Annotated in this window: 21 protein-coding genes; 12 read left to right on the forward strand and 9 right to left on the reverse strand. The window is 63.6% G+C overall.

The window, feature by feature from the left end; all coding sequences use genetic code 11:
* Positions 1–708, reverse strand: coding sequence for a DedA family protein (locus Q376_RS22790; RefSeq protein WP_052365304.1), 708 nt, complete (start codon positions 706–708; stop codon positions 1–3).
* A gap of 657 nt (positions 709–1,365) precedes the next feature.
* Positions 1,366–1,617 carry a hypothetical protein gene (locus tag Q376_RS25220; RefSeq protein WP_027350837.1) on the reverse strand — a complete coding sequence of 84 codons (252 nt, stop codon included), beginning with the start codon at positions 1,615–1,617 and terminating at the stop codon, positions 1,366–1,368.
* Between the two features lie 262 nt (positions 1,618–1,879).
* On the opposite strand from Q376_RS25220, the gene Q376_RS0114075 reads away from it, so the two are divergent.
* The 3 genes from Q376_RS0114075 to Q376_RS0114085 all read left to right on the forward strand — a co-directional run bounded on the left by Q376_RS0114075 (position 1,880) and on the right by Q376_RS0114085 (position 4,785).
* The gene (locus Q376_RS0114075) at positions 1,880–2,491 is read left to right on the forward strand and encodes a TetR/AcrR family transcriptional regulator (protein ID WP_027350838.1); all 612 of its coding nucleotides are present in this window, start codon (positions 1,880–1,882) and stop codon (positions 2,489–2,491) included.
* A 99-nt stretch (positions 2,492–2,590) separates the two neighbouring features.
* Complete coding sequence (locus tag Q376_RS0114080; RefSeq protein ID WP_027350839.1) at positions 2,591–3,526, forward strand: S66 peptidase family protein; 936 nt, start codon at positions 2,591–2,593, stop codon at positions 3,524–3,526.
* Positions 3,527–3,648: 122 nt separating this feature from the next.
* Positions 3,649–4,785, forward strand: a complete 1,137-nt coding sequence (locus Q376_RS0114085) for an FUSC family protein (RefSeq protein ID WP_027350840.1) — start codon at positions 3,649–3,651, stop codon at positions 4,783–4,785.
* A gap of 11 nt (positions 4,786–4,796) precedes the next feature.
* Here Q376_RS0114085 and Q376_RS0114090 read toward each other — a convergent pair whose 3' ends face one another.
* Positions 4,797–5,165, reverse strand: coding sequence for a hypothetical protein (locus tag Q376_RS0114090; RefSeq protein WP_027350841.1), 369 nt, complete (start codon positions 5,163–5,165; stop codon positions 4,797–4,799).
* Positions 5,140–5,418 (reverse strand): FAD assembly factor SdhE, encoded by a 279-nt coding sequence (locus tag Q376_RS0114095; protein ID WP_027350842.1) that lies wholly within the window; start codon positions 5,416–5,418, stop codon positions 5,140–5,142. The genes Q376_RS0114090 and Q376_RS0114095 overlap by 26 nt, the downstream gene beginning before the upstream one ends.
* Before the next feature lie 221 nt (positions 5,419–5,639).
* On the opposite strand from Q376_RS0114095, the gene Q376_RS0114100 reads away from it, so the two are divergent.
* From Q376_RS0114100 to lapB, 3 genes are all read left to right on the forward strand, one after another.
* The gene (locus tag Q376_RS0114100; protein ID WP_027350843.1) at positions 5,640–5,936 is read left to right on the forward strand and encodes an integration host factor subunit beta; all 297 of its coding nucleotides are present in this window, start codon (positions 5,640–5,642) and stop codon (positions 5,934–5,936) included.
* A gap of 102 nt (positions 5,937–6,038) precedes the next feature.
* Entirely contained in the window at positions 6,039–6,344 is a 306-nt protein-coding gene (locus Q376_RS0114105; RefSeq protein ID WP_027350844.1) for a lipopolysaccharide assembly protein LapA domain-containing protein, read from the forward strand.
* Positions 6,345–7,568 carry a lipopolysaccharide assembly protein LapB gene (gene lapB / locus Q376_RS22795; RefSeq protein WP_052365305.1) on the forward strand — a complete coding sequence of 408 codons (1,224 nt, stop codon included), beginning with the start codon at positions 6,345–6,347 and terminating at the stop codon, positions 7,566–7,568.
* A gap of 24 nt (positions 7,569–7,592) precedes the next feature.
* Here the strand turns inward: lapB and pyrF are convergent, their stop codons facing one another.
* Positions 7,593–8,288, reverse strand: coding sequence for an orotidine-5'-phosphate decarboxylase (gene pyrF / locus Q376_RS0114115; RefSeq protein WP_027350845.1), 696 nt, complete (start codon positions 8,286–8,288; stop codon positions 7,593–7,595).
* Between the two features lie 234 nt (positions 8,289–8,522).
* On the opposite strand from pyrF, the gene Q376_RS0114120 reads away from it, so the two are divergent.
* The 4 genes from Q376_RS0114120 (at position 8,523) to groL (ending at position 11,610) form a co-directional block, all read left to right on the forward strand.
* Entirely contained in the window at positions 8,523–8,789 is a 267-nt protein-coding gene (locus Q376_RS0114120) for a ComEA family DNA-binding protein (RefSeq protein ID WP_027350846.1), read from the forward strand.
* Between the two features lie 115 nt (positions 8,790–8,904).
* Entirely contained in the window at positions 8,905–9,390 is a 486-nt protein-coding gene (locus Q376_RS22800) for an FxsA family protein (RefSeq protein WP_052365307.1), read from the forward strand.
* 197 nt (positions 9,391–9,587) lie between these two features.
* The gene (locus Q376_RS0114130) at positions 9,588–9,881 is read left to right on the forward strand and encodes a co-chaperone GroES (protein ID WP_027350847.1); all 294 of its coding nucleotides are present in this window, start codon (positions 9,588–9,590) and stop codon (positions 9,879–9,881) included.
* A 91-nt stretch (positions 9,882–9,972) separates the two neighbouring features.
* Positions 9,973–11,610, forward strand: a complete 1,638-nt coding sequence (groL, locus tag Q376_RS0114135; RefSeq protein WP_027350848.1) for a chaperonin GroEL — start codon at positions 9,973–9,975, stop codon at positions 11,608–11,610.
* 164 nt (positions 11,611–11,774) lie between these two features.
* Here groL and Q376_RS0114140 read toward each other — a convergent pair whose 3' ends face one another.
* Complete coding sequence (locus Q376_RS0114140) at positions 11,775–12,134, reverse strand: MerR family transcriptional regulator (RefSeq protein WP_245598957.1); 360 nt, start codon at positions 12,132–12,134, stop codon at positions 11,775–11,777.
* 168 nt (positions 12,135–12,302) lie between these two features.
* Here Q376_RS0114140 and Q376_RS0114145 point away from each other — a divergent pair, with 168 nt between their 5' ends.
* Together Q376_RS0114145 and Q376_RS0114150 are read left to right on the forward strand one after the other, a co-directional pair.
* Positions 12,303–13,157 (forward strand): alpha/beta fold hydrolase, encoded by an 855-nt coding sequence (locus Q376_RS0114145; RefSeq protein WP_211266679.1) that lies wholly within the window; start codon positions 12,303–12,305, stop codon positions 13,155–13,157.
* Between the two features lie 141 nt (positions 13,158–13,298).
* Complete coding sequence (locus tag Q376_RS0114150; protein WP_245598958.1) at positions 13,299–14,054, forward strand: RNA methyltransferase; 756 nt, start codon at positions 13,299–13,301, stop codon at positions 14,052–14,054.
* Positions 14,055–14,207: 153 nt separating this feature from the next.
* Here Q376_RS0114150 and rpsA read toward each other — a convergent pair whose 3' ends face one another.
* From rpsA to Q376_RS0114165, 3 genes are all read right to left on the reverse strand, one after another.
* Complete coding sequence (gene rpsA / locus Q376_RS0114155) at positions 14,208–15,884, reverse strand: 30S ribosomal protein S1 (RefSeq protein WP_027350852.1); 1,677 nt, start codon at positions 15,882–15,884, stop codon at positions 14,208–14,210.
* Between the two features lie 202 nt (positions 15,885–16,086).
* Positions 16,087–16,761: a (d)CMP kinase gene (gene cmk, locus Q376_RS0114160; protein WP_027350853.1), complete on the reverse strand. Its 675-nt coding sequence runs from the start codon at positions 16,759–16,761 to the stop codon at positions 16,087–16,089.
* A complete protein-coding gene (locus tag Q376_RS0114165; protein ID WP_027350854.1) occupies positions 16,758–19,001 on the reverse strand; it encodes a bifunctional prephenate dehydrogenase/3-phosphoshikimate 1-carboxyvinyltransferase in 2,244 nt (747 codons plus the stop codon). The genes cmk and Q376_RS0114165 overlap by 4 nt, the downstream gene beginning before the upstream one ends.

Genomic DNA, 19,001 nt, shown 5'->3' on the forward strand with positions numbered 1-19,001 from the left:
TTACCTCGAACACGTTTTGCGAGGGGACGACGACGTGGCCGATCGCTTGCCGTCGCGGAGAGCCAGCAGACATCGCACTGCGCGACCTCCCGGCTTGCGCCGGGTCCGAATCCAGCGTGCGATCCAGAGCAGAGCCACTTCCGCGGCAAGCAGGCAGCCAAGGGCAACCAGGGCCAGAACCGTCGTGTTCGCCGTCTCGATCGAGCGCGAGGCTTGATATCCGATGCCGATGAACAGACCGTTCCAGATCGCGATACCGGCGGTCGAGGCGACCAGGAAGCTTCGCGAATTCCCACGCAAAAGGGCCGCGAAGGCCGGGGCGAAGAGCCTGACGGTCGGCACGAGCTGGAGTGAGAAAGCCAGCACGGTCTGATTGCGGCGCACCGACACGATTGCGTTCTCGATGCGCTCGGCGGACAAGCCGAAGAGCCTGCCAGCCTTGATCAGAAAACGCGTGGATCGCGCCTCGTCCAGCAGCCTGACGGCATAGAAGCAGGCCGCACAGCCGAACACGCTGCCGACGAAGGTTGCGAGGAACGCGGTCGAAAGCGACCAGACGCCATCCGCAGCGGCGATGCCGACGGCCAGCAGCAGCCCATACGAGGGCACTAGAGGAATGAAACGCTCCACCAGGGCGATGGCGAAAAGCCCCATCAGGCCGTAGGCGCTGATCCACACCATCACCGCATCCACCGGGTCGAAATCCATCAGCCGTCTCTCTTCTTGTCTCGAACGTTCTCGTGTCGAACGCTGCAGCCGCAGGGAAGGTGGAAGGAGCAGCCACCAGACGTGCCTGTTCGCTAAAAGGCGCCTTCCGTTACTAGGGTTGCCAGTCGGCAGAGGGCGCAGTCACTCCCTTCGAAGCAGCGAAGGAGCGGCCGAGGAAAGAATTGCGTGCGATGTTGGTGACCACCTTCCACACGCAAACGCAGGAGATCGAGTACGGCCTTGGGGCCGCTGCCCTCTCGTATCCTCGATGCTCTGCGGCTGCGCACCATGTTCGATATCGAAGGCACTTTCATGGTCGTACGCCCCGCCCTTGACCGAGCGGAATATGGCTCCGTCCAGGCCAGACCGACGATAGGCGCTGTCGATAGCGCGATCCATGCTGGATAGTCCGGTTTATATCCGCGATCGTCCGGCGTCTCTTCGTTCCGCTCTCCTGCTGAAGACCCGCCGGTGATCGAGCGTGCTCCCTTGCAAGCCCTGTCATCCTTGAATGCTGAAGCCCGCTAAGCGCCGGAGGAAAATTCGACTTCGGTAAGTCGCTGCGACTCCACCCATAGCCTCGCAGCGTCACCCGTATCCAACGCCTGCGGCGGTACTTTGGCGAAGGCGGGATAACCTCGAATCTCGTGTAACTTGTCAGGCCCGTAGTAATCGCCGCCCTGAGCCTGCGGCGAGGTCGCAGCGAAGAGCGTCGACAACGCGCCCTGCGTCCACATGTCGATGCTGCCGAGCAGCGCCGCGCGCGGGCCGCAGCAGCATCAGCGCGGTCAGCACGCAGAAGAAGAACAGTGCTGCGATCAGTACCGGCCCGATCTCCTCGCGGCGCAGGTTGAACAGGGTCTGCAGCGCGTGCGGCGGGCGTGCGTCAGGGGTTGCAGGTCGGGTCATGGCAAGAGACTCCTGTCCCGGAGCACGCCATGGAGACGCGCATTGACGTTTGGTTGGCGTGGAACGTCTGCAACTGCGTGCCGCTGAGCTCTCCGCCGCCCGCCCATGGATGGGCGGCCGCGTATCGGAGACGGCCCACCGCCATGGTCTTTACCTGGCACCGGAAACGAAGGTAAGCTGGAATTCAGCAGGGTGCACAAATAATCGCACTCAGTGCGGGTATTAATGCACTAAGTGCAAGTGCACAATAGGCCATTCAAGAATGTCGAAAACCCTCCCCTCCGCGGACACTGTACCTGTAGAAGGCTTGCGGGAACGCAAGCGCCGAGAAACGCGTCAACGCATCGCCGATGCCGGGTGGCGCTTGTTCCTCGCCAACGGTTACGAAGGTACGACGCTGGATGTCATCGCGGCAGAAGCCGGCATCTCGCGTCGCACCTTCTTCTCCTACTTCAAGTCGAAAGACGACATCATCTTGTTCCGGCAAGACGCCAATTGGGCCGGCCTGTATGCCGACCTGCTGAAGGTGTCGCCCGACGTACGGCCGCTCGATGCCGTTCGCGAAGTGATGGTGAAGCACGTCGCGCGCTATCCAACCGAACAGATGGCGGCCATCGACAAAGTCATGCGATCGAGCGAATCGCTGCTTGCGCGCAAGCAGACGTACTACGCAGAGCAGGAGCAGGCGCTCTTCAACACGCTCTGTGAGGTCTGGCGGCAGCCCGAGCGCCGTACGGCACTTCGAATGGTGGCGATCGTAGCCATCGGCGCTGCGAGGTTGACGACTCAGACATGGCACAGTCAAACGGGTCAGCGAAAGCCGATGGCCAAGGCTCTCCGAGATGCCTTCGATAGTCTGAGATCCGAGCTTTGAGTATGAGCTATATCCTAGAACGCACGTCCCGGACGATTTTTCGACGCGGTATCATCGGCAACAGGCGGTTTTCAGTCTGAACTCAGGAGCCCCACGCCAATGCCCTCTCCCCTCTGGAGATCCCCGAAGCGAGTCGCCTTGATCGCCCCCGCTGGCGCAGTCGATGGCGCAGCCCTGGATGAGTGCCTGTCGCGCCTCGATTCGCTCGGTATCGAAGCACTGCCCAGTGACAATGTCACCGCGCGCCACCGCTATCTCGCAGGCCACGTCGACGCCCGTCTCGATGACCTCTACCAGGCCTATGGACGTCCCGACGTCGACGCGGTGTGGTGTCTGCGCGGTGGCTATGGCTGCGCGCAGTTGCTCGACCGGATCGACTGGTCCCGCATCGATGCCGCGACACGGCGCCCGCTGATCGGCTACTCCGACATCAGCGCACTGCTGGTCGCCTTCGCCGCCCGGGGATTGGCCGCCATTCATGGGCCGGTCGCGTGCGAGCTGAACAAACTCGAGCTCGAGGATCCCGAGCTACCGGCAAACTCTTCGCGCTGGCAGGCGATGAGGTCGATCGCTGCGGTTATCGATGAATCCCATGGAACCCTCCCGATCGCGCCCTGGGGGCATGTCTCGCCGGCGAGCGGCCGCTTGCTGGGCGGCAATCTCACCGTCCTCGCCAGCCTCTGCGGCACCGCGGCGGCACTGCGCCTGGAAGCGCCCAGCCTGCTGCTGCTGGAGGACGTCGGCGAGCCACTCTATCGGTTGGAGCGCAGCTTCTTCCAACTGCTCGAAAGTCTCGACAAGCGCTGGCTCGACGCTGTCTGCCTGGGCGAATTCAAGGACTGTCCCGTTCCCGGCAGTGCTTCATCGATCGCCGAGGTATTCGCCGAATGGCTCGCCCCGCACGACATAGCGCTCTACACCGGGCTGGCGATCGGCCACGGAGAGCGCAATCTGGCCTGGCCCTTCGGTGCCCAAGGTCGAATCGATGGTGCTAGGCTAAGCTTCACTCGAGCGCCCTGCCGAATGGTCGAGTGATGGTCACCGACGAAGCATGCCGTCTGGTGGTGATACGGCGGGCGAAGTATCATACTAAAGTATAATCCCTCTTCACTTCGATCGAACGCCAAGCTCCCCTCAGCGCCGAGACGACATACGCGATGCCACTACTGCCGCCCCTCCGCGACCCGTTTTTCATCTATCGGCATCGCCAGCTGATCCATACCTTCCGTGCCGTGCTCGCCCTGGCGATCATCTTCGGCCTGCTGGCATTGTTTCAACTGCCCCACGGCAGCTGGGCACTGGTCAGCGCGCTGATGGTGATGGGGGGGCTGCCCCATGTCGGCGGCGTGCTCGACAAGGGGCTGCAGCGGCTGGCCGGCACCATTCTCGGCGGCCTGTTGGGGATCGCGCTGCTGCTTCTGCCGCTACCCTCCGCCATCTTCGCCAACGGCCTGACCCTCGCGGCGATCGGCGTCGCCACCTATGCCACCTTCACATCACGCTACGGTTACAGCGCGCTGATGTTCGGCATCACCCTGTTGATGGTGGTCGGCGACGGCGACCCGGAAATATCCACCGCGCTGTGGCGCGCCGCCAATGTGGTGATCGGCACCAGCATCGCTATCCTCGTTACCCTCCTGGTGCTGCCGCAGAAGGCCACCGACGTGCTGCGCTTCCTGCTCGCCGACAATCTCGACAAGCTCGCCAGGCTCTACCATTCGCATACCGCATCGAAGCGCCTCGATCTCGAGCTCGGCGCCAAGCTGATGAAGACCGCCACCGCCCAGCTGGTCAAGCAGCGCGGCCTGATCGACGGCGTCCACCAGGAGGGCCGTATCAAGCGCGGGGCGCTGAACGACATCCTCTCGCTCGAACGGCGGATGATGTCGACCGTCGAACTGCTGCTGGAGACCCATTGGGATACCCGCGACGGCCATGACCTGATCGAAGGGCTGGAAGGACTGCGCGAGGAGCAGCATCGCCTGGCGCGCGCGCTGGGCACGCTGGCGTTCCAGATCCGTACCGGCCAGTTGATCGACGTCAAGGTCGCCCCGTTCAGCCTGCAGCGCTATGCCGGGCGCGCGCTCGGGGCGAGCACCGAGAATGGCCGGCAGCTGTTCAGCCCGAGCGGCTATCTATGGCTCAATCGCGAACTTGCGCGCCAGACCAGCGCACTGGCCGCCAATCTCGGCAACATCCAGCGCCTGCCCAGCCAACGGCTCCAGCGGCGCGCCAACCATGACTACATGATCCACGACAAGCAGCGAATCCCCCACGAGACCAGCGGGGTCTGAACTTACGCTCTTCAGGCTCGATGCTCGCTGCGCTGCCTGAGTCGCCGCCTCAGCCGCCAGAGCGTCTGCGCGTCCGCGCTGTCGGGCCACAGCCAAAATACCCGTCCGTCGATCTTCAACCCGATCACCAGCGGCGCGAGCCGAAAAGCGACGATGTCCACCTCCCGATCGCGGTCGTCCTGCCAGCACGACCGCACGGTCGACCAGCGCAGAGCAGGCGGCGCTCTGCGTGTCTCATACCAGCCCAGCCAACAGAGCCCTGGCCATGCAAGCAGGCCGAGGCGCCAGTCGAGCCAAAGCCAAAGCGCCAGCGCGATCAGGGAGGCGATTCCCAGATGAGCGGCCAGCGCCAGCCTAGATGGGACGAACGTTGACCTCATCGCGCTCCCGTGCGTAAGCGACGATATCGTCGATGATCGGCTGCAGGCTCGCGTCGTCGCAAACCTCACGACGCATCAGCCAGACGAACAGCTCCTGGTCTTCGCGGGCGAGCAGCTGCTGGTAGTCGAGCTGGCGCTGCGGGTCGAGGCTGTCGAAACAGGCGTCGAAGAAGGGCCTCAGCATCATGTCGAGCTCCCACATGCCGCGCCGTGAGTGCCATTGGAGTCGTTTTCGAGATGCTTCGTCGAACAAGGGAATCTCTCCTGGAAGGGCCGCTTTCAGGCGACCGTGGGTATTGCATCGGCAGCAGTATAAGGTGCCTGAACACCGTTGTCGGCGGGCCTGCCTAATGTCTTGTTTTTTCAGAATTGTTTTTCCCGGGGCTGGCCGCTATGCTGAGTCCGGAGGAATTGCCCCACGCAAACAAAAACAACCCTTAACCCCGAGGGATACCGAAGCTTGGAGAGCATCCGATGACCAAATCCGAATTGATCGAGCAGATTGCGGCGCAGCACGCCAATTTGTCGCTCAAGGAGGTTGAAACCGCAGTCCGCTTGATCCTCGATGACATCACCGAAACCCTTGCCAAGGGCGGTCGAGTGGAGATTCGCGGCTTCGGCAGCTTTTCGCTGCACTATCGCGAGCCCCGCGTCGGTCGCAATCCCAAGACCGGCGATGCGGTGCCCCTCGATGGTAAGTACGTTCCCCACTTCAAGCCCGGCAAGGAGCTCCGCGAGCAAGTCAATGCGAGCCGCGCGCTCGGCTACTGAGCTGGGCCCACGCGGCCCCGGTAGCCCCTTGGCGCTGCTAGAATGGTCGCTCGGGCCGTAGAGCGGCCGTTCTCATCCCCTTCGCAAAGGAATCGATCTCTCATGCGCTGGCTCAAAGGGCTGCTCCTGGCCATCATCTCCTTGGTCGTCGTGCTCTTCGGCATTCTCTTCGCGGTGCGCAACCAGCAGGCCATCCCGCTCGATGTGATCTGGATCGAACTGCCCCCCGCCTCCCTCGCGCTCTGGCTCCTCGCGACCCTGCTGCTCGGCGTGATACTCGGCATGGCGGCGATGACCGGGCTCTATGTGAGGCTGCGCTCCGCACTGGCCCGCAGCCGGCGTGAGAACCGCCAGCAGCAGCTCGAGCTCGACCGCCTGCGTACCCAGGGGCTGAAGGAATCCCACTAGATGCGCGATATTCTCCTCTTCGTCGTCCTGCTCACCGCCCTGATGATCGGTTGGTGGCTCGGACGCCGGGGTTCGACGAAAAGGGGAAGACACCTCGAGCAACAAGGTACGGTCACGCTCTCGCGTGACTATTTCGTTGGCCTCAACTTCCTGCTCACCGAACAGCCGGACCGCGCGATCGAGACCTTCGTACAGGCATTGGAGGTCAACAGCGAGACGATCGACACCCACATCACCCTCGGCAACCTGTTTCGCAGCAGGGGTGAAGCCGATCGTGCGGTGAAGATCCATCAGAACCTGCTCGCCCGCCCGGCGCTCAGTTCGCGCCAGAGCGACCAGGTCCAGCTTGAGCTCGCGCGCGACTTCATGCGCCTGGGAGTGCTCGATCGCGCCGAGGGGCTGCTCGACTCTCTGATCAAGCGCTGCCACGACGAGCAGATACTCAGCGCCGCGCGACGGCTTTTGATCGAACTGTTCGAACAGGAGAAGGAGTGGCAAGCGGCACTCGACGTAGCCAGCACTCAGCGACTGCGCGACGATCCGTCCCTGCAGCGCGCGGCGGCGAACTGGCTTTGCGAGCTGGCATTGGAGGAGTTCGAGCGGGGACACATCGCGTCGGGACAGAAAAAGCTCAAGCAGGCGTTATCGACCTGCCCTGGCTCGGTACGCAGCCACTGGATCCAGGCGGAGCGTTTCCATGCATTGGGCCGCTATCGCGACGAGATCAAAGCGCTGTCGAAAATTCCGCAGCAGGACCGGGAGTTCTCTCCGATCATCCTCGAGCGCCTGGGCCGCTCCTACGACATGCTCGACGACGAACCCGGCCTGCTCGCGCACCTCGACCGGGCGCTGGAGCAGACCCCGAGCATCTCGGCGCTACTGATGAGAGCGCAGCGTGGCCTGCCGCGCGAAGGGTTGGAGGCCACGGCGAAGAAGCTCAGCGAGCGGCTCGAGCAGTTTCCCAATCTCCGCGGCGTCGTCTATCTCGCCGCGCTCGACGTCGAGCGCATCGATCCACGGCACCCGGCGGAGCGCCTGCTGATGCAGACCCTGCATCATCATCTGGAGCGGCTGGTCCAGCGAGACCCGCGGTTCGTCTGCCGCCACTGTGGCTTCCAGATCGAACGGCTCTACTGGCACTGCCCTCAATGCCACGACTGGGAAACGATCAAGCCGATCGACGAATTCCCGCCTCGCAGCGAAGCGCCCCACGCCGCGCACTGAGCGCAGCCGGGCTCACGACCGGGTTCAGTGTCCCTCGATTTCGCGCAGCACTTCCGCCAGTGCCTTGGAGGGGTCGTCAGCCTGGGTCACCGGGCGTCCGATCACCAAATGGGTGCTGCCATCATCCAGCGCCTGCGCCGGCGTGGTGATGCGCTGCTGGTCGTTGGCGGCCGCGAACCAGGGGCGAATCCCCGGCGTCACCTTGAGGAAATCGTCCCCGCAGCACTGGCGCACCCTGCGCGCCTCGCGCGCCGAGCAGACCACGCCATCGAGCCCGGAGGCCTGGGCCAGCTGCGCCAGGCGCTCGACCTGCTCATCGATCGTCGAGGTGATACCGACCTCGGCCAGCTCGCTCCCGGCCAGGCTGGTCAGCACGGTAACCGCGGTCAGGTGGGTCTTCATCGAGTGCTTCTCGAGGATGTCGGCCGCCGCCTCCATCATCCGCCGTCCTCCCGAGGCGTGGACGTTGACCATCCATACGCCCTGGTCCGCCGCCGCGAGCACCGCCTTGGCGACGGTGTTCGGAATGTCGTGGAATTTCAGATCGAGGAATACCTCGAAACCACGGTTGCGCAACGCGCGCAGGACCAGCGGTCCCTCCGCGGTGAAGAGTTCGTTGCCGACCTTGACCCGACATGTCGCGGGGTCGAGCAGATCGGCGATCGCCAGCGCATCGTCCAGCTTTGCGTAGTCGAGGGCGATGATCAGGGGTGATTGCATGGGGAATCCTTCGTTGAAGAGAGACGGAGGGCGTCCCGGCGTCCGTGTTCCTCGCGGGAATCCACAACGCTCGTCGGCGTCGTTTATACCCTTCGCTTCGCGAGTTGGAAAGCGATCGCCACTCATCCGGATGAGGCATCCTTTCGTCCAGGGTCAAAAACCGACGAGCCGGGTCGATAGCTCTCATCGAGGGCGTTTCCCTCCAACCGACATTTCCGCTTTCGGAGACCGACCATGAGCACCTATCTTCTGTCCCCCCTGCTCGCCGTACTGCTGACGCTGGCCCAACCCGCCGCAGCGCTCGAGCCAGCACCGATCGATGTCAACACCGCCACCGTCGAACAGCTAGTGCACCTGCCAGGCATCGGCCCGGCCAAGGCACAGGCGATCGTCGCCGAGCGAGAAGCGAATGGCCCCTTCCTCGATGCCATGGACCTGACTCGCACGGAGGGCATCGGTGCGGCGACCGTCAGTATCCTCGAAGAGCACCTGAGCTTCTGAGCCATCGCGGCGCGGCCCGCCGCGCCGCTTCAGATCTGGATCACCCAGCACCATTGAAATCCGGCCAAGGAGCGCCCACTAGTAAGGTCATTCCTTTACCTCCTTGGACCGCTCCATGCCGATTTTCATCTTCATCGCGCTTTACTTCCTCGCCGACCTGATCGCACTGATCCTGCTTGGTGGCCAGATCGGAGTGCTCGCCACGTTGCTGCTGATCATCGGCACGGCGGTACTCGGCATCCAACTGATTCGCCGTGAAGGCATGCAGGCATTGCGCAACGCTCAGCTCAGCCTGCTTCAAGGACGGGCCAACCCTTCAGAATTGATCCGTGGCAGCACCCTGGTCATCGCCGGCTTCATGCTGCTGCTGCCGGGTCCACTCAGCGACCTGGTCGGGCTCTGCTGCCTGGTGCCGCTGCTGCTCCGGCGCTTGCGCGGCAACCCACCGGTGGAGCCCTATCACCCGCGACGGGACCGCACCGGCGGAGACACCTTCCACGGTGAAGCGCCCTTCCGCGACGAGCGTGCAGCCCAAAGCGATCGATCCAACCAAGGCCAGACCATCGAAGGAGAGTACATCGAGCACAAGCATCGCGATTGACTTTCGCCAGGGTGTGCTCCGGGCCGAAAAATTTGCCGAGCGCCCCTTGAAATGCAAAACCGCGACCACATTAATAGCCCGACATCGAGACGAGATCGTTTGAGTTTTGGTCCGGGATACCGGCCAAGCCCCGCCGAGCCAGTGATGGCGAGGCGTCCGACATTCGAGTGACAGGTAACTTCAGGAGAACTTGAGCAATGAAAATTCGTCCCTTGCATGAGCGCGTCGTCGTTCGTCGCCTGGAAGAAGAACAGAAGACCGCTGGCGGCATCGTGCTGCCGGGCAACGCGCAAGAAAAGCCGACCCGCGGTGAAATCCTGGCCGTCGGCAAGGGTCGTATCCTCGAAAACGGCGAGGTTCGCCCGCTCGACGTCAAGGTCGGTGACAAAGTGATCTTCAAGGAAGGTTTCGGGGTCGAGAAACAGAAGATCGACGGTGAAGAAGTCCTGATCATGAGCGAGTCCGACATTCTTGGCGTGCTCGAGGCCTGATCGGCCATCTCGAACACCCGGTCGCCTTAGCGGCGACAAATGACACCTTCATCATTATTCGCCTACTGAATTAATTGAGGTAGACAGAGACATGGCAGCTAAGCAGATCAAGTTCGGTGATGACGCTCGCAAGCGGATGGCACGCGGTGTCAATGTTCTGGCCGACGCGGTCAAGACCACCCTCGGGCCGAAAGGACGTAACGTTGTTCTCGAGAAATCGTTCGGCGCGCCGACCGTGACCAAGGACGGTGTTTCCGTCGCGAAGGAAATCGAGCTCAAAGACAAGTTCGAGAACATGGGCGCGCAGATGGTCAAGGAAGTCGCTTCCAAGACCTCCGACGTCGCCGGCGACGGCACCACCACCGCTACCGTGCTGGCCCAGGCCATCGTCAACGAAGGCCTGAAAGGCGTCATCGCCGGCATGAACCCGATGGACCTCAAGCGCGGCATCGACAAGGCGATCATCGCCGCCGTCGAGGAAGTCAAGAAGCTCTCCGTCCCGTGCAAGGACTCCAAGGCCATCGCCCAGGTCGGCACCATCTCCGCCAATGGCGACTCCACCATCGGCCAGATCATCGCTGACGCGATGGAAAAGGTCGGCAAGGAAGGCGTCATCACCGTTGACGAAGGCCGTGGCTTCGAAGACGAGCTCGAAGTCGTCGAAGGCATGCAGTTCGATCGCGGTTACCTGTCGCCCTACTTCGTCACCAACCAGGAAACCATGGCGGTCGAGCTCGAAGACCCCTACATCCTGCTGGTCGACAAGAAGATCTCCAACATCCGCGAGTTGCTGCCGGTCCTCGAGGCAGTCGCCAAAGCCGGCAAGCCGCTGATGATCATCGCCGAAGACATCGAAGGCGAAGCGCTGGCCACCCTGGTGGTCAACAACATGCGCGGCATCGTCAAGGTCGCTGCTGCCAAGGCACCGGGCTTCGGTGATCGCCGCAAGGCCATGCTGCAGGACATCGCGATCCTGACCGGCGGCACCGTGATCTCCGAGGAAGTCGGCCTGACCCTCGAACAGGCGACCGTCGAGCACCTGGGTAACGCACGCCGGGTGACCATGTCCAAGGAAAACACCACCATCATCGATGGTGCTGGCGCCGAAGCGGACATCGAAGCACGTGTCGGCCAGATCCGTGCCCAGATCGAAGAGACCTCCTCCGACTACGATCGTGAGAAGCTCCAGGAGCGCGTCGCCAAACTGGCCGGCGGCGTCGCGGTCATCCGCGTTGGCGCGGCTACCGAAGTGGAGATGAAGGAGAAGAAGGCTCGCGTCGAAGACGCGCTTCACTCCACTCGCGCTGCGGTAGAAGAAGGTGTGGTTCCTGGCGGTGGCACCGCGCTGATCCGCGCGCTGACCAAGCTCAAGGACCTCAAAGGCGACAACGAAGATCAGACCCACGGTATCCAGCTGGCGCTGCGCGCCTTCGAAGCACCGCTGCGTCAGATCGTCACCAACGCCGGTGAAGAAGCATCCGTGGTCGTCAACCGCGTCAAGGAAGGCGAAGGCAACTTCGGCTACAACGCAGCGACCGGCGAATACGGCGACCTGGCTGAAATGGGCGTTCTCGACCCGGCCAAGGTGACCCGTACCGCGCTGCAGTCCGCAGGTTCCGTCGGTGGCCTGATGATCACCACCGAGGCGATGATCGCCGAGGATCCGGAAGAGAAAGCCCCGTCCGCGCCTGACATGGGCGGCATGGGTGGCATGGGCGGCATGATGTAATCCACGCCCTCCCCGGCCGATCCAACGGCCGGCCAACGAAAGCCTCGCGCCCCCGCGCGAGGCTTTTTTATGCGCCCAGCCACGGCTCGAGTCGGTGCCAGTTCCCCGGAGAAGCCCGGCGGGATTTAGCTGATAGCGTCCCGGGGTGGAGAGCGCCTGGTGCACTAATCCAATGGCGGGGCAGCCCCTTCGACGAGCATCCTGCGCAGGCGCACGCGGCGACGTTCGAGATCGGCGATCTGCCGTTCCACCGAAGCCAATCGCTTGCGCTGGACCTCGGAGGTTTCGGGGCAGGCCGCCGCGCCTTCGATCATGAGCATGCAGTCGGGAAACCCGCGAATCTCGGTCAGGCTGAAGCCGGCCGCGATCAGCCGCTGAATCTGCCTGACCCGCACGATCGCTGTGGCCGGGAATGTGCGGTAGCCGTTACCGGCACGACCGGAAGAGAGCAGGCCGTGCTCGTCATAGTGGCGAAGCGAGCGCACGCTCGCCCCGGTTTCGCGGGCGAGCATGCCGATCGACATGGGGTGCTTGGAAGTGATCTGGTTCATGGGGCATAAGCGTAGCACCCGGCGCTTGACCCTCACACCGGCGTGAGGGTTGAAACTGTCTCCATCTGCACTTCCAGGAGCCTTCTCATCATGCTTCACCCAAAGCTTGCTCGTGGTTTCCAAATAGTGATGGTGACCTTGATGATGGCCATATCGGCCGTCGCGCTGGCGAACACCAAGCACTACACCGTGACCGCGCCGGATGGGGTCACGCTCGCCGTCCAGGAATCGGGCGATCCCCACGGCCCCGCGGTGGTCTTCGTCCACGGACTGCTCGGCAGCCATCTGAGCTGGGACGCGCAGATGACCAGCCCGGAGCTCCAACGCTACCGGCTGATCACCTATGACCTGCGCGGCCATGGTCTATCCGGCAAGCCGGAGAATACCGATGCCTATACCGACGGGCGCCGCTGGGCGGACGACCTAGCGGCGGTGATCGCAGCGTCGGATGCGCGTGATCCCGTACTGGTGGGATGGTCGCTAGGCGCCGCCGTGATCACGAACTACCTGGCCGCCTACGGCGACGAGCGCATCGCCGGTGCCGTCTATGTCGGCGGCGTGATCGAACTAAGCCCGGAGCTGAGCGCGCCCCACCCCGACGTGTACCGCGATCTGACGTCGCCCGATTTGAAGACTCACCTCGATGCAGAGCGCACCTTCCTCACCCTGTGTTTCGAGACTCAGCCCGATCCGATCACCTTCCAGCGCCTGCTCGCCAATGCGGCCCTGGCATCGCCGCAGATGCAAAGTGCGGTGCTTTCGATGACGATCGCCTCCGCCGAAGGCCTGGGCTCGATCCATAAGCCACTGCTGCTGCTCTATGGCGCACGCGATTCCCTAGTGGACGCAGAGCGCTCCATCGCCCGCGCCACGGCCCTGAACCCGCGAATCCGCAGCACGCGCTATGCGCAGTCGGGACACGCACCGTTCATCGAGGAAGCCGACCGCTTCGATCGCGACCTGTCCGATTTCATCGATGCCGCCAACCCCCACTGATCCGGCATCGATGACCGCGTCCGGCGCGATGGCGCCGGACGCAGGCTCGCGGCGAAAGAGGCAAGGAGCGGGTTCGATACTCCCCTGCCGTTGCCATCGATATAATGGCACCTCGCCCTACCCCCGGACTCCATACCCCTCATGCCGATTACCGCCAACGATCATCTGCTCGCCAATATCCGTGTCGTGCTGGTGCAGACCTACCATCCCGGCAACATCGGTGCCGCCGCTCGGGCGATGCGTACCATGGGCATAACGGCGTTGCACCTGATCAATCCCCGCGATTTTCCCGCCGAAGAAGCGAGCCGGATGGCGGCCGGAGCCAGCGAACTGCTCAATCGGGCCCAGGTCCATGATTCGCTTCGGGCAGCGGTGAGCGACTGCACGATGGTGATCGGCGCCAGCGCGCGCCTGAGGGAGCGGGCATTGCCTTGCTTCGAGGAGGGAGACCAGATGGGCCAGGCGGCAATACATGCGGCACTGCATGGCCCGGTAGCGCTGGTCTTCGGCAGAGAGCGATTCGGCCTCACCAATGAGGAGCTGGATCACTGTACCCACCAGCTGCGGCTGCCTACCGACCCCAGCTACGGGATTCTCAACCTCGCCCAGGCGGTGCAGATTTCCTGCTATGAGCTGCGCAATGCCTGGCGTCGCAGCGCCAATGCCACACCGTCGGCGCGCATGGGGGAATTGCAGGGAGGAGAGCCGCGGCCAAGCCGTGCCCAGCTCGAGTACTTCGACGAGCTGCTGGTGGAGCTGCTCCGACCGAGTGGATTTCTCAATCAGCCCCACGCCAAGACGGAAGAGAAGCTGAGCGCGATCATCCGTCGCAGCGAACCCAGCAAACGCGAGCTATCGATGCTCACCGGGATGATCAAGGCACTGGCGGGAAGATGATCCGGCGCACCGGGAAACGTTACCGGGCCTGTCTCGCCAGGATCGCGACCCTGGTGACATGAAAAAACGGTGCCCCGGCGAAATCGCACGGGGCACCGTTTCGTTTCGATCATCCGGCCAGATACGGCCGGACGATCATTGACCGATCAGCGATCAGTCCTGGCCGAGCTTCTGCTTGATCAGGTCGCCGATGGTGGTCGGACCCGCAGTCTCGGTCTCTTCGTCACGCAGCTTGCTCATCGCGCGGCGAGTATCCGCCTGGTCTTTCGCACGAACCGACAGGTTGATCATGCGGTTCTTGCGATCGACACCGACGATACGCGCTTCGACGCTGTCGCCAACGTTCATCACGGTACGTGCATCCTCGATGCGCTCATCGGAGATCTCGGAAGCCTTGAGGACCGCGATGACATCGGTCGCCAGCTCGACCAGCACTTCCTTGGCGTCGACTTCGGTGACGCGGCCGTTGACCAGCGCACCCTTGTCGTTGACGGCAAGGTATTCGGAGACCGGATCGCTTTCGAGCTGCTTGATACCCAGCGAGATGCGCTCGCGCTCGGGATCGATCGACAGGATGACCGCCTCGGCCTCGTCACCCTTGCGGTAGCGACGAACGGCTTCTTCGCCCGCTTCCGACCAGGAGATGTCGGAGAGGTGGACCAGACCGTCGATGCCGCCGTTCAGGCCAATGAAGATACCGAAATCGGTGATCGACTTGATCGTGCCGGAAACCCGGTCGCCCTTGTTGAAGCGCGAGCTGAAGTCTTCCCACGGATTCGAGGTGCACTGCTTGATGCCAAGCGAGATGCGACGACGATCTTCGTCGATATCGAGCACCATGACGTCAACTTCATCGCCAACCTGGACGACTTTCGACGGATGGATGTTCTTGTTGGTCCAGTCCATTTCGGACACGTGGACCAGACCCTCGACGCCCTCTTCCAGCTCGGCGAAGCAGCCGTAGTCGGTGAGGTTGGTGACCCGGGCGCGCACCTTGGTGTTTTCCGGGTAGCGGGCCTTGATGTTGACCCACGGATCTTCGCCCAGCTGCTTGAGACCGAGGGAGACGCGGTTGCGCTCGCGGTCGAACTTCAGCACCTTGACGTTGATCTCGTCGCCGACGGCGACGATTTCGGACGGATGCTTGATCCGCTTCCACGCCATGTCGGTGATGTGCAAGAGGCCATCGACGCCACCGAGGTCGACGAAAGCGCCGTAGTCGGTGAGGTTCTTGACGATACCCTTGATCTGCTGGCCTTCCTGCAGGGTGGCGAGCAGAGCTTCACGCTCGGCGCTGTTCTCGGCTTCGAGCACGGCACGGCGCGAGACGACGACGTTGTTGCGCTTGGCGTCGAGCTTGATCACCTTGAAATCGAGTTCTTTGTTCTCGAGATGGGTGGTGTCGCGGACCGGACGCACGTCGACCAGCGAACCCGGCAGGAACGCACGGATCGAGTTGACGTCGACGGTGAAGCCACCTTTGACCTTGCCGTTGATCACGCCCTTGACGATCTGGTCGTCTTCGAAGGCCGCTTCGAGCTCTTTCCAAGCTTCGGCGCGTTTGGCCTTCTCGCGCGACAGGCGGGTTTCGCCGAAACCGTCCTCGACGGCTTCCAGCGCGACGCGAACTTCATCACCGACCTTGACGGTCAGCTGGCCGTTCTCGTCCTTGAACTGAGCGGCCGGAATCTGGCCTTCGGACTTCAGGCCGGCATTGACGGTGATCCAGTCACCATCGATGTCGACGATCGAAGCCAGAACGATGGCGCCCGGCTCCATGTTGATGTCGTTGAGAGACTGTTCAAACAGCTCGGCAAAGCTTTCGCTCATGTTATTCCTACGTGATCAACGTTAAGGCGGCAAAATCGCCGCGATCTCCACACCACCAGCGAGTGTGGGCCAGTGTGACGCTCCCCATGGACGTTAGCGCTGGTTAGAAGTGACGCACCTTTCAGACTGCGATTTCGGTATCGTCACCCCATGACGTCTTGATGGGGCATCCCAGAAGGGCTTTCCAACCCGACTCAGTGGCTCAAAGCCCCCGTTCGGCGAGCAGCGCCCTGATGCGGGCGACTACTTCTGGAATCTCGAGTTCGGTGCTGTCGATGGTTATCGCATCCGCCGCCGGCTTGAGCGGAGAAACGGCGCGATTCCGATCACGTTCGTCCCGAACCCTGATCTCTTCCAAAAGGCTCTGAAGCGTAGCAGAAGTGCCATTTTCCCGCAACTGATCATGCCGGCGACGGGCCCGCTCGTCGGCCGACGCGGTCAGAAAAATCTTCAGCGGCGCATCGGGGAACACCACCGTGCCCATGTCGCGCCCATCGGCGACCAGCCCCGGCGCCCGGCGAAATGCCCGCTGCCTCGCCAGCAGCGCGGTGCGCACGCTGGGCAGCGCGGCGATCACCGAGGCGTCGGCACCGACCTGCTCGTTGCGGATCGTCTGGCTCACGTCGACCCCGTCGAGCTCGATACGCGCCCCCCCCTCGGCGGCGATGAACGCCACCGGCAGCGATTCGGCGAGTGCCGCCACCGCAGGCTCATCATCCAGCGCCACGCCTTGGCGATTCGCCGCCAGCGCGGTCAAGCGATAGAGCGCGCCGGAGTCGAGCAGCTGCCAGCCCAGCGCCTCGCTGATCAACGCAGAGACGGTGCCTTTGCCCGCGCCGCCCGGCCCATCGATGGTGATCACCGGCGCATCGCTCATACCCGCTCGACCTCGACCTGGAGGCGCATGCCGACCTGCTTGGCCAACGCCTCGAAGTTCGGGAACGAGGTCGCCACGTTGGCGCAGTCGTCGATCACGATGTCGCCAGCGGCACGCAGCGCGGCCACGGTGAACGCCATCGCGATGCGGTGATCGCCGAGGCTGTCGACGCTGCCGCCACCGTAGGGGCCGCCGACCACGTCGATACCATCCTCCAGCACGCGGTTGACCACTCCAAGAGCGGTGAGGCCGTCGGCCATCGCCTGGATCCGGTCGGACTCCTTGACCCGCAGCTCCTCCGCGCCCCGCAGCCGGGTGGTGCCCTGCGCGTTGGCGGCGGCGACGAACAGCACGGGGAATTCGTCGATCGCCAGCGGCACCTGGTCCTGCGGAATATCGATGCCGTGCAGCTCGGCGTGGCGCACATGGATATCGGCGACCGGTTCGCCGCCCACTTCGCGCTCGTCGAGCAGCGTGATGTCGGCACCCATCTCGCGCAGGATGTTGATCACCCCGATCCGGGTGGGATTGATGCCGACGTGCTCGAGCACCAGGTCGGCGCCCGGGGTGATCGAGGCCGCCACGAGGAAGAACGCGGCGGACGAGATATCAGCGGGGACGTCGATCTTTCCACCGCTCAGGCGTCCGCCTCCGCGGATCGAGGCCACCGCGCCTTCGCGGGAAACCGGGTAGCCGAAACCGCTGAGCATCCGCTCGGTGTGATCCCGGGTAGGCGCCGGCTCGCGCACCCGCGTCTCGCCTTCGGCATACATGCCGGCGAGCAGCAGGCAGGACTTCACCTGGGCGCTGGCCATCGGCATGTCGTAGTCGATGCCGTGCAGCCGCTGGCCGCCTTTGATCCTGAGCGGTGGACGGCCGCCATCGCCGGTCTCGATCACCGCCCCCATCAGCCGCAGCGGATCGGCGACGCGATTCATCGGGCGCTTGCTCAGCGAAGCGTCGCCCGTGAGTTCGGTATCGAAGGCCTGGCCGGCCAGCAGGCCGGAGAAGAGCCGCATGCCGGTGCCCGAATTGCCCAGGTAGAGCGGCCCGGCCGGCTTGCGCAGGCCATGCAGGCCGACGCCGTGGATCCGCACCCGTCCCTGCTCGGGCCCCTCGATCACCACGCCCATGTCGCGAAATGCCTGCAGCGTCGCGAGACTGTCCTCGCCTTCGAGGAAGCCCTCGACGCTGGTTTCGCCCTCGGCGAGGGCGCCGAGCATGATCGAGCGATGCGACATCGACTTGTCGCCCGGGACTCGAATACGGCCTTCGACACGACCGCCGGCGGCAGCGCGATAGCGCACGTTGCGTTGTTCCATGTGGTGATAGCTCGCTTGGTAACTCGACTGATTCAACAAAGTCTGGAAATAGTGCCGCGCATGGTTCGCGCGAGTAAAGACGCCCAGCATCCGCTCACCGTCGCCGGCCTCGACCGCGTGGCGCAATCGCGCCACGCCCGCCTCGAACTCGTCGAGCGCATGCAGCACCGCGTCACGATTGCCGATGAAGATGTCGCGCCACATCACCGGATCGGAACCCGCGATACGGGTGAAATCGCGAAAGCCGCCGGCCGCGTAGCGGAATATCTCGAGCCGCTCGTCCTGCAGCGCCAGGGTATCGACCAGCGAGAAGGCGAGCAGATGCGGCAGATGGCTGGTCCGAGCGAGCACTTCGTCGTGGCGTTCGACGCTCATCTCGAGCAGTTCGCCACCGAGCTTTTGCCACATCGTGCGCACCAGCGCCAGCGCATCGGGAGAGGTATCCGCCTCGGGAGTGAGAATGATTCGGTGCTGGCGGTAGAGCTCGGGATTGGCCGCGGCCACGCCGCTGCGCTCGGCACCGGCGATCGGGTGACCGAGCACCAGCCAGCCCGGCATGCTCCCGCATACCGATACCACCGCCTCGCGCACCCGGCACTTGACGCTGCCGACATCCGTCACCACAGGGGGAAACTGGCGCTTCGCCAGCAGCGGCGCGAGTCGTTCGAGCACCCGGTGGATCGACAATACCGGCACCGCGAGCACGATCAGATCGGCCTCCCGCGCGACGGTCTCGAGAGTCGCCTGGCGATCGATCACCCCCAGCGCCATTCCTTGCGCAAGCTCGCTGGGATCGAGATCGCAGCCGAGCAGCTCGCCGCCCCATCCCGCCTGCTTGAGGCCCGCGGCGATCGAGCCACCGATCATCCCCAGCCCGACCACCGCGGTGCAGCGCGGCGACTGTACCTTCGAGCTCAT

This window comes from Halotalea alkalilenta DSM 17697 (assembly GCF_000621205.1).
Taxonomy (GTDB): Bacteria; Pseudomonadota; Gammaproteobacteria; order Pseudomonadales; family Halomonadaceae; genus Halotalea; species Halotalea alkalilenta.